This is a genomic window from Longimicrobium sp. (genome assembly GCA_036389795.1).
Taxonomy (GTDB): domain Bacteria; phylum Gemmatimonadota; class Gemmatimonadetes; order Longimicrobiales; family Longimicrobiaceae; genus Longimicrobium.
On the sequence record DASVWD010000173.1, the window covers coordinates 1 to 10,178 of the forward strand.

Below are 10,178 nucleotides of genomic sequence, written 5' to 3' on the forward strand. Positions count from 1 at the left end.
GCGATGGAGTACACGATCGTCGTCGTCGCCACGGCGTCGGACCCGGCGCCGATGCAGTACATCGCCCCGTACACGGGCTGCGCAATGGCCGAGTACTTCATGTACCACGAGGGGCGGGCGACGCTGTGCGTGTACGACGACCTGTCCAAGCAGGCCGCGGCGTACCGGCAGCTCTCGCTCGTGCTGCGCCGCCCGCCCGGCCGCGAGGCGTTCCCGGGCGACGTGTTCTACCTGCACTCGCGCCTGCTGGAGCGCGCGGCCAAGCTCTCCGACGAGCAGGGCGGCGGGAGCCTCACGGCGCTGCCGGTGATCGAGACGCAGGCGGGCGACGTGTCGGCGTACATCCCCACCAACGTGATCTCCATCACCGACGGGCAGATCTTCCTGGAGTCGAACCTGTTCTACTCGGGCGTGCGCCCGGCGGTGAACGTCGGCATCTCGGTCTCCCGCGTGGGCGGCTCGGCGCAGATCAAGGCGATGAAGAAGGTGGCCGGGCGCCTCAAGGGCGAGCTGGCGCAGTACCGCGAGCTGGAGGCGTTCGCCGCGTTCGGCTCGGAGCTGGACCCGGTGACGCAGCGGCAGCTGGCCCGCGGCGCCCGCGCGGTGGAGGTGCTCAAGCAGGACCAGTACTCGCCGATGCCGGTGGAGCACCAGGTGGCGATCATCTACGCGCTGAACAACGGCTACCTGGACCCGGTGGACCTGGGGCAGGTGAAGGTGTGGGAGCGGGACTTCCACATCTTCCTGCGCGCCAACCACCCCGAGATCCTGCAGGGGATCCGCGAGAGCCGCGACCTGGGCGGCGACACGGAGCAGGCGCTCAAGGCGGCCATCGACCGCTACGCCGAGCTGTTCGCCGACCCGCACTCGCCGGTGGGGACCGAGGACTTCGCCGAGAGCCCGCTGCTGCACGAGACCGACGCCGACCGGCGCATGAGCGAGGAGCAGCTGCGCATGTCGTCGCGCCCCGAGGCGAACGCGGCCGCGGCGAGGCAGTCGTACTGATGGTGCCCAGTGCCAAGTGCCCAGTGCCCAGGAACTTCGCTCCGGGCTACTGGGCACTGGGGACTGGGCACTGGGCACTTTGAGCGAAGCGAATCATGGCCAAAGCCAGAGAACTGAAGGGCCGCATCCGCTCGGTCCAGAACACGCGCAAGATCACCCGGACGATGGAGATGGTGGCCACGTCCAAGCTCAAGCGCGCCCAGGACCGCGTGCACGCCGCGCGCCCCTACGCCGAGCGGCTGGCCGACGTCATCCGCCGCCTCCTCACGCCCGAGCTGGCGGGGCGCTACCCGCTGCTCAGGCAGCCGGAGAAGGTGCGGAAGGCGGCGGTGCTGCTCGTCACCTCCAACCGCGGGCTGGCGGGCGCCTTCAACGCCAACCTGATCCGCGAGGCGCGCTCCCTCCTGCAGCGGCTGCGCGCGGAGGGGACCGAGGCCGAGCTGCACGCGGCCGGGAAGAAGGGGATCGGCTTCTTCCGCTTCCAGGGCGAGGACCTGCGCACCGCCGTCTCCGACATCGGCGACCGCCCCACGGGCGCCGACGCCGAGCGGCTGGTGAACGAGCTGATGGAGCGCTTCGTCTCGGGCGACCTGGACGCGGTGTACGTGGTGTACGCCCAGTTCAAATCGGCGCTCTCCACGCCGCCGGCGGTGATTCCGCTCCTTCCCGTGGCGGCGCCCGAGGGCGAGGAGAAGGGGAGGAGCGTCGACTACATCCTGGAGCCCTCGGGCGACGAGATCCTGGGCCGCATCCTCCCGCTCTACGTGCGCAACAGCGTGTACCGGGCGCTGGTGGAGACGGCCGCGGCCGAGCAGGGCGCGCGCCGGACGGCCATGAAGAACGCCACCGACAACGCGGGCGAGATGCTCGAGTCGCTCACGCGGACCTACAACCGGGCCCGCCAGGCGCAGATCACGCAGGAGATCGCCGAGATCGTCGGCGGCGCGGCGGCGCTGGAATAACGCGGACCTGAATTCCAAGGAGAACGATAGATGGCAGCGACAGCCCCGGAGCGCGCCACCGTGCGCGCCGCCACCCCCGCCGTGGGCCGCGTGGTCCAGGTCATCGGCCCCGTGGTCGACGCCGAGTTCGAGAGCGGCCTCCCCGAGATCTACCGCGCGCTCCGCATCCGCCAGCCGGCCGCCGAGGGGCGCCCCGCGCTCGACGTGACACTCGAGGTGCAGCAGCACATCGGCCGCAACCAGGTGCGCGCGGTGGCCATGGAGCCCACCGACGGCGTGGTGCGCGGGATGGAGGTGGTGGACACCGGCGCCTACATCCGCATCCCCGTGGGGCGTTCGGCGCTGGGCCGCATCCTGAACGTGCTGGGCGAGCCGGTGGACGAGCGCGGCGCGGTCCCGGCCGACGCCGAGCGCTGGCCGATCCACCGCCCGGCCCCGGCGTTCGTGGCGCTGGAGCCCAAGACCGAGGTCCTGGAGACCGGCATCAAGGTGGTGGACCTGCTCACCCCGTACGTGAAGGGCGGCAAGATCGGCCTCTTCGGCGGCGCCGGGGTGGGGAAGACGGTGGTCATCCAGGAGCTCATCCACAACATCGCCATGGGGCACGGCGGCCGCTCGGTGTTCGCCGGCGTGGGCGAGCGCACCCGCGAGGGCACCGACCTGTGGCTGGAGTTCCGCGAGGCGGGGCTCATCAAGGACGACAACCTCCCCGAGAGCAGCGTGGCCCTGGTCTACGGCCAGATGAACGAGCCGCCGGGGGCGCGGCTGCGCGTGGCGCTCGCGGGGCTCACCGTGGCCGAGTACTTCCGCGACGTCGAGAAGCAGGACGTGCTCTTCTTCATCGATAACATCTTCCGCTTCACCCAGGCGGGGAGCGAGGTGTCGGCGCTGCTGGGCCGCATGCCGAGCGCGGTGGGGTACCAGCCCACGCTGGCCACCGAGATGGGCGCGCTGCAGGAGCGGATCACCTCCACGCGCGAGGGATCGATCACCTCGGTGCAGGCCATCTACGTCCCCGCCGACGACCTGACCGACCCGGCGCCGGCCACGGCGTTCGCGCACCTGGACGCGACGACGGTCTTGAGCCGCGCGCTGACGGAGATCGGCATCTACCCGGCGGTGGACCCGCTCGACTCCACCAGCCGCATCGTGGACCCGCAGTTCATCGGGCAGCGGCACTACGACGTGGCCACCGCGGTGCAGCGCATCCTGCAGCGCTACAAGGAGCTGCAGGACATCATCGCCATCCTGGGGATGGACGAGCTCACCGAGGAGGACAAGGTGATCGTGGGCCGGGCGCGGCGCATCCAGCGCTTCCTGTCGCAGCCCTTCCACGTGGCCGAGCAGTTCACCGGCACGCCGGGCAAGTACGTGAAGCTGGAGGACACCATCTCCTCGTTCGAGCGCGTGGTGTCGGGCGAGTTCGACCACCTCCCCGAGCAGGCCTTCTACATGGTGGGCGGCATCGACGAGGCGGTGGAGAAGGCCCGCAAGCTGGAGCAGGGGGCCTGATGGCCGCCGCGGGCGGAGGCGCGGAGGGCGCCGGGACGCTGCACGTGGTGGTGCTCTCCCCCGAGCAGACGGTGTACGAGGGCGAGGCCACGCAGGTGGTGGCGCCCGCCAGCAACGGCTACCTGGGCATCCTGCGCGGCCACGCGCCGCTGATGGCGCTGCTGGGCGAAGGGGTGCTGCGGGTGGACAACGGCCGCGACAGCCGCAAGTTCAACGTGGCGGGCGGCTTCCTCCAGGTGGTCGACGACGTGGTGACGGTGCTCAGCGAGCGCGCCTCCGCGGCCTGAGTGAGCGTCGCACCAACCAGAAAGACGAAGCCCCGGCTCCGCGCAGGAGCCGGGGCTTTGGCTTTGGTGCCAGTGTTTCCTTGTCAGGCTAGGTCGAGTATTCGCTTACGCGCAGCGGGAGTCGGGTAGCGACCGACATCGCGCAAGGTACGGCGTTCCTGGAGCCGCTCATCCGTGTTGAATCCGAAGATGCGCTCGGTCACATGCCGACTTCCGTTCGCGGCTGAATGATCATGCCGTCTTCATCCAGAACGAAGTGCTCCGGCCAGCGGTCGGTCCGTGGGTTGAAGAAGCGGATCAGCCGGTTGGTCGGTCCCGCGATGGAGCCCAGGTCGGTTCCCTTGTGGCGATTGCAGAAGAAACAGGCGAACGCGAGGTTTTCCGGTTCCGTAACCCCGCCGTGCTTCTCGCTGACGATGTGGTCGATTTCGCAGCCGAAGAAGGTGTCAGCCTCGTGGATCATGCAATACTCGCACAGCCCCTCCGCTCGCGAGACGACCAGCCGCCGAAGCTCGACCGTGAGATAGCTACTCACCGGTCAGGTGCTGCTTGGCCCGGGCTTTCGCGAGGCGCATCAGGTGCTCGATCTGCTGGTAGTGGTCCAGTTCGGAACGCTCTTCATCGGAGATGCCTTCGGTCTTCTCTCGATGAATGAGATCGGCAACGCGCTGCCGTGTCGCTTCCGATGGGCGGAACGCGACGACCTTGCTGGGGCTCGGGCCGGCTGCGATGAAATCCACGATTTCGTCGTAAGCACGCGCCAGGCTCATCGCTCACTCCCTATTGCCGGTCCTGGGGCACGCCGCTCCTGCAGCGTCGGCTCGTCATGCCACTTGCGCGGGTTGCCGCACATAGAGCATGAGCAGGGTGTCCGCGTGCGCACCAGCCGTCCGATCCGGCGCGCATCACCCTTGTGCGCGCCGCCGTAGTAGTGCTCCACCCGGCGCTTGATGCGGGCTTGCTGGTGTCGGCGGAAGGCGCGGGATCTCATGACTCGAAGTATGAGGGCAAAAATTCGCCGCAGCAAGCGACTAAAATGACCGTCACGAGCAGTCGTCGGGCCGGCCGGCGCGGTGATCGCCGACGTCACTGCTGCGAGAGAGCTACCTCGTCCAGCGCGCGGCCGAGCCGCGCCAGGCCTTCCGCGAACGTGGCCGGGTCCGCGCCGAGGGAGATGCGGAAGTGCTCCGGCATCCCGAAGAAGCGGCCCGGGACGACCGACGTCTCGTACTTCTCGCGGAGCAGGTCGCACAGCCCGTCGGCGCTGCCCGAGCGCAGGCGCGGGAAGGAGACGGTGCCGAAGCGGTGTGGGATCCAGTCGAGATCTTCGCGCGTGCGGAAGAACGCGTCGAGCGCCGCGCCGTTCGCCTCCAGCAGCGCGCGCGAGCGGGCGGCGATCCGGTCCAGGTGGCGGAAGGCGGCCACGCTCAGCCGCTCGCCGGCGTGCACGCCGATGTTGCTGAACAGCTCGTTCAGCCGCCAGAGCCGCTCCACCAGCGCCGGCTCGGCCAGGATCCAGCCGCAGCGCAGCCCGTTGAGCCCGTAGACCTTGGTGAGGCTGCTGGTGACGACGAACTCCGGGCCCAGGTGGAACGCGGTGCGGGGCGGCCGCTCGAAGAGCGCGTCGAGGTAGACCTCGTCCACCAGCACGCGCGCGCCGGAGCGCCGGGCGACCTCGCCCACCCGGCGCAGCGTCTCGTCGTCCGTGAGCGCGCCGGAGGGGTTGTGCAGGTTGGTGAGGACGACGAGGCGCGTGCGCGGCCCCGCCTGCCGCTCCACCTCGGCCGGGTCCACGCGGAAGCCGTCTTCAGCGCGCCGGGCGAAGCGCCTGACCTCCGCGCGGAGGTAGCGCGCCACGGCCAGCAGCGGCTCGTAGCCCGGGTGCTCGATCAGCACCTCGTCGCCCGGCTCCAGCAGCGCGGCCATCGCCAGGTGGTTGGCCATGGAGGTGCCCATCGCCGGGAAGACGCTCTCCACGGGCACGCCGTAGCGCGCGCCGATCGCCTCCAGCAGGGGCACGTAGACGTCCGGCCCGTTCAGCTCCAGCTCGTCCAGCCTCACCGGCAGGTCGCGCAGCGGGAAGAACGGCGCGCCGCTCGAGGTGAGGTTGAAGCGCGCCTTCGAGCGCGTCTTCGCCCACAGCAGGTAGTCGGAGCCGAGCGGGCGGGATGCTTCGCTCATGCCGTTCTCCGCCGACGCCAGAAGAGGTAGACGGGGAGCCCCGCCAGCATGATCGCCACCCCGATGGCGCTGTTCGCCGGGTACTTGTAGAGGGTGCTCGCCACGATCAGCGCGCAGGCGGCGATGAAGAACGCGGTGGTCAGCGGGTGGCCGGGGACGCGGGCGCCGCTCCACCCCTCCGAGCCGTCCGCCTCGCCGCGCGCCGCCCGGCGGCGGAAGACGAAGAGCGTGCCGGCGGTGAGCCCGAAGAAGATGAAGTCCACCGAGACCACGTAGTTGAGGATCTGCTCGTACGTGCCGGTGAGCGCGATCACGAGCGCCAGCACGCCCTGCAGCGCGATGGCGACCACGGGCGCGCGCGTGCGCGGGTCCAGCCAGGCCACGCGGCGGAAGAAGAGCCCGTCGTCGGCCATGGCGAAGTAGACGCGCGGGGCGGTGAGCATCCCCTGGCTCAGGAAGCCGAAGGTGGAGACGGCGATCCCCACCGCGATCAGCGCCGCCCCGCGCTCGCCGAACGCCAGGCGCATGACGGCGGAGGCGGGCGCGGGCTCCGCCGCCAGTCCGGCCGCGCCGAGCGCCAGCACGCACGCCACGTTGACGGCCACGTAGAGCGCGATCACCCCCAGCACGCCGATCAGCAGCCCGCGCGCCAGGTCGCGCCGCGGGTCGCGCATCTCGCCCGCCACGAAGCTGGCCGTCTGCCACCCCCCGTAGGCGAACATCACCGGGATCATCGCCGCGCCGAACGACGCCAACCCGCCCGACGCCGGGCGCGCGGCCGCCGTCGACGTCTCCGACGCCCCGCCGGCGAAGAAGAGGCCGGCGGCGACGAGGGCGGCGATGGCCAGGATCTTCAGCACCATCAGCCCGCTCTGCACGCTGCTCCCGGCGCGCACGCCCAGGCAGTTGACCACCACCAGCACCGCGAGGGCGACCCCGGCCAGCGCCGGCTCGGCGAGCGGCACGTGCGTGACCTCGCGGAAGTAGCGGGCGAAGGTGACGGCCACCGCGGCCATCCCGCCCGTCTGGATCACCAGCAGCAGCGCCCAGCCGTAGAGGAACGCGAGCGCGGGGTGGTAGGCGTCGCGCAGGTAGGCGTACTGCCCGCCGACCTGGGGTCTGCGCGCGGCGAGCTCGGCGTAGACGAACGCCCCGGCCAGCGCGATCGCCCCGCCCGCCGCCCACGCGCCCACGATCAGCGCCGGCGTGTGCACCTGCCGCGCGACCACGTGCGGGTTGACGAAGATCCCCGACCCGACGATGCCGCCCATCACGATCATCGTCGCGTCGAAGAGCCCCAGCCGGCGCGCGAGCCCCGGCGCGGCGGCGCGGTCAGCGGCGTTCAACGGGTGCTCGCATGCGGACGGGATCGTCGGGGAGGAGGGGGGTCGGTTCAGCCAAGATACCAGTAGAGCGCCGCGCAGACGAGAATGCCCGCCGCCGCCGCGGCCCCCCACTGCCAGGTCCGGCGCCGGTGCCGGCCGGCGCCTGCCGGGTCCCCGCGCCGCGCCTTCCACGCGTGGTACAGCGCGACGGCCAGGCAGACGCCGGAGACGGCGTAGAGCGCTTCCAGGAGGTTGACCATTCGCTTCGATCGGTAAGTGGTCGGATCGCCGAATATAACATCCGCCCGCCTGGACGCATCGTTCTGGTTCCAAACAGAATAGAAACAGATTGGAATCACACAGAGAAACAGAGAAGCCGAAGTCCTCTGTTTCTCTGTTTCTCTGTGTGAAGCCTTTTCAAGACCTATTCCCGAGCGCCGGGCGCCCGGCGCGGGAGAGCCCGCGCCGGGCGTCCGCGCTGCACTACAGCAGGCGAGCCTCCACCTGCTCCACGTCGATGCTCACGCCCATGTTCGGGTCGAAGCCCGACGCGGTGTACACCGCCACCACCTCCAGGTCGGCGTCGCTGGTGATCTGCAGGAAGCCGATGTTGAGCGACCCCAGGTCCAGCCCCATCAGCTCGGCGATCCGGCAGCAGTCGTCCATCGTGGCCGACATCGGCGGCAGCACGATGAAGTCCTTGGCCCTGGGCTGCGAGTAGCGCGGCTCGCGGCCGATCGGCTCGCCGTTCACCACCAGCGGGATGAAGACCTTCTCGATCCTCGCCTCGCGGCCGCTGGGGTTGTGGATGTTGACGTCCGTGGCGTACCGGCCCGGCAGCACCGGGCAGCCGCGCTCGTCGTGCTGCCAGCCGCAGACGTACTTCACGCTGTACACGCGGCGCCGCGACTCGCACGGCGGCACCGTGATGGTGACCGTCTTGCTGGCCACCACGCCGCCGTCGGCCACCGCGTCGATGGTGCCGGTGAACACCTGCGTCTCGCTGGTGCAGGGCACCACGCCGGTGAACACCACGTCGAACGGCAGCACGTGCGTCTGGTCGCTCGCCAGCGGCCCGTACCCGCCGGCCGGCGAGATGGAGGTGACGAACGGCGCGATCCCGCCCGTGGGCACCAGCGACAGGTTGTTGATGGTGGTGACCGCCGTCGTGATCAGGCTGGTGATGGTGCTCACGATGGTGGACGGGTTGATCCCCGTGACGAAGATGCCGCCCGTGGCGTTGGCGATGCGCGTCCCCTGCCCGGCCGTGCCGCCCGGGGCGCCGCACGCCGCGTTGTAGTCGAAGCTGCTGGGCGCCGGGTTGTCGTCCAGCCCCGGCGTGGTGACGCTGATGGCCAGCACCGTGATCTGCTCGGCCACCAGCTTGGCCGTCGCCGTCGCCTCGGTGATGGTGTACGACAGCCCCGAGATGGCGGAGCAGACCGGGTCGTGCGCGGGCGCGTCGCCGAACCAGACGATGATGCGCTCCGCCCCGGCGCGCCACCCGATGGTGCCGCCCGGGGGCACCGCCAGCTGGTCGAGGGCGAAGAGCTGCCCCTCGGGGTAGTCGCCGCCGCCGCTGGCCGCCCAGGTGCCGATGGCGGCCGTGACGGCCGCGGTGCTGGAGGTGGGCGAGAGCTGGTGCTGGAACGCCAGCGTCGGCGGGCCGGGGAAGTCGTTGTAGCTCCCCACGCCGTAGGCGATGTCGATGCCCAGCGCCGCCAGGTCGTTCAGGATCTGGTTGGCGCCCGCCTGCACGGCGGCGATGTGGGAGCCCATGCTCCCCGTGACGTCGGCCAGGAAGTAGACGTCCGCCTTGGCCGGCGTGGTGTTGGGGGGGATGGTGACGGTGATCACCTCCGGGAAGGTGTCGCCCGGGTTCAGCACCAGGTTGTTGGTGCTGGGGCTGATGGTGGCCGACGCGGTGACCACCGGCTTGGTGCCGCCGTCCACCGGCGCGGGCTCCAGCGTGGCGGTGTCGCCGCTCGTGGACGCGGCGGCGGACAGGTGCGACTCCTCGACCTCGGCCCCGCTCGCGTCGAGCACGACGGAGTGCTGCGGGCCGTTGGCGTCGCTCCGCCGCACGGCGCTGTAGCGGGTGGCGCTCCGGCCGCCGCTCAGCGAGACGGCCGCGGAGTCCACCAGGACCAGGTCCTGGGCTCCGCTGCGCTGCGCCAGGGCCTGCAGCGCCTGCGACTGCCGCGCCTGCGACCCCTGCGGTTGCTGCGGACTGCTCGGCATGTTCGCTCTCCTTTCAGTGGAGCGGTGACGAAAAAAAGGTCCCGGCGCGCGATGCTGCTCGCGCTCCGGGACCTCGCTGTTGGAGAAGCCGCCGCTCCCTTCACCCGACCGCGCGGTGCGCGGCGGCCGTGTCGGGCCGGACTGGCTTCGCTTACAATCTAACGCACCTATTATGCCTTAACAATCCCCCGGCTGGCGTTCCGTACGAACTTCGGCGGATGCAACCCGAAATTGGGCATAAAATCGACATCGTGAATCAAGAAAGTGAGCAGAGTCGATGGGGGATGAAAGCTGCTTTCGAGGATCGTGTCCTATCGTTTCTAGCTACTTCATGTAAACATGCGGGTGATTCTCGGGTGTGATACCACCTTCCGAAACCGACTGTGCATTCCATGCTACACACGAAGTCATCCTGAGGGAGCCGCTGCGCCGAACCTGCCTCGGCAACGATGCTTGGCGGCGACCGAAGGATCTACTCACCCCGGGGCGAGGCCGGCTTCTGCGCACTGCATCTGGCCACCAGACACGCGGAGTAGATCCTTCGGTCGCGTCCAACCATTGGCGCGGGAGCGAATTCCACGCGGACGCTCCCTCAGGATGACTTCGTATGTGGCATGGGAATGCACAGTCGGTTTCGGAAGGTGGTATCACTCCGCCAGCGGCAC

10 protein-coding genes are annotated in these 10,178 nt (G+C 70.0%); 4 read left to right on the forward strand and 6 right to left on the reverse strand.

Annotation, left to right across the window (positions count from 1 at the left end):
* The 4 genes from VF746_22430 to atpC form a co-directional block, all read left to right on the forward strand.
* The coding region (locus tag VF746_22430) for a hypothetical protein (protein HEX8695185.1) at nucleotides 1-1,005 on the forward strand (1,005 nt) is incomplete at its 5' end.
* Between the two features lie 95 nt (nucleotides 1,006-1,100).
* Entirely contained in the window at nucleotides 1,101-1,967 is an 867-nt protein-coding gene (locus VF746_22435; protein HEX8695186.1) for a F0F1 ATP synthase subunit gamma, read from the forward strand.
* 30 nt (nucleotides 1,968-1,997) lie between these two features.
* Nucleotides 1,998-3,479 carry a F0F1 ATP synthase subunit beta gene (gene atpD / locus VF746_22440; protein HEX8695187.1) on the forward strand — a complete coding sequence of 494 codons (1,482 nt, stop codon included), beginning with the start codon at nucleotides 1,998-2,000 and terminating at the stop codon, nucleotides 3,477-3,479.
* Nucleotides 3,479-3,766 (forward strand): ATP synthase F1 subunit epsilon, encoded by a 288-nt coding sequence (atpC, locus tag VF746_22445; GenBank protein ID HEX8695188.1) that lies wholly within the window; start codon nucleotides 3,479-3,481, stop codon nucleotides 3,764-3,766. Before atpD ends, atpC begins: the two co-directional genes overlap by 1 nt.
* 199 nt (nucleotides 3,767-3,965) lie before the next feature.
* On the opposite strand, the gene VF746_22450 is transcribed toward atpC, so the two are convergent.
* From VF746_22450 to VF746_22475, 6 genes are all read right to left on the reverse strand, one after another.
* Nucleotides 3,966-4,301, reverse strand: a complete 336-nt coding sequence (locus VF746_22450; GenBank protein HEX8695189.1) for an HNH endonuclease signature motif containing protein — start codon at nucleotides 4,299-4,301, stop codon at nucleotides 3,966-3,968.
* The gene (locus tag VF746_22455; protein ID HEX8695190.1) at nucleotides 4,294-4,536 is read right to left on the reverse strand and encodes a hypothetical protein; all 243 of its coding nucleotides are present in this window, start codon (nucleotides 4,534-4,536) and stop codon (nucleotides 4,294-4,296) included. The genes VF746_22450 and VF746_22455 overlap by 8 nt, the downstream gene beginning before the upstream one ends.
* A gap of 316 nt (nucleotides 4,537-4,852) precedes the next feature.
* On the reverse strand, nucleotides 4,853-5,947 hold the full coding sequence (locus tag VF746_22460; GenBank protein HEX8695191.1) for a pyridoxal phosphate-dependent aminotransferase: 1,095 nt from the start codon (nucleotides 5,945-5,947) through the stop codon (nucleotides 4,853-4,855).
* Complete coding sequence (locus VF746_22465; GenBank protein ID HEX8695192.1) at nucleotides 5,944-7,293, reverse strand: amino acid permease; 1,350 nt, start codon at nucleotides 7,291-7,293, stop codon at nucleotides 5,944-5,946. Before VF746_22465 ends, VF746_22460 begins: the two co-directional genes overlap by 4 nt.
* Nucleotides 7,294-7,340: 47 nt before the next feature.
* Complete coding sequence (locus VF746_22470; GenBank protein HEX8695193.1) at nucleotides 7,341-7,532, reverse strand: hypothetical protein; 192 nt, start codon at nucleotides 7,530-7,532, stop codon at nucleotides 7,341-7,343.
* A gap of 223 nt (nucleotides 7,533-7,755) precedes the next feature.
* Nucleotides 7,756-9,513, reverse strand: coding sequence for a hypothetical protein (locus VF746_22475; protein HEX8695194.1), 1,758 nt, complete (start codon nucleotides 9,511-9,513; stop codon nucleotides 7,756-7,758).
* Nucleotides 9,514-10,178: the final 665 nt, after the last annotated feature.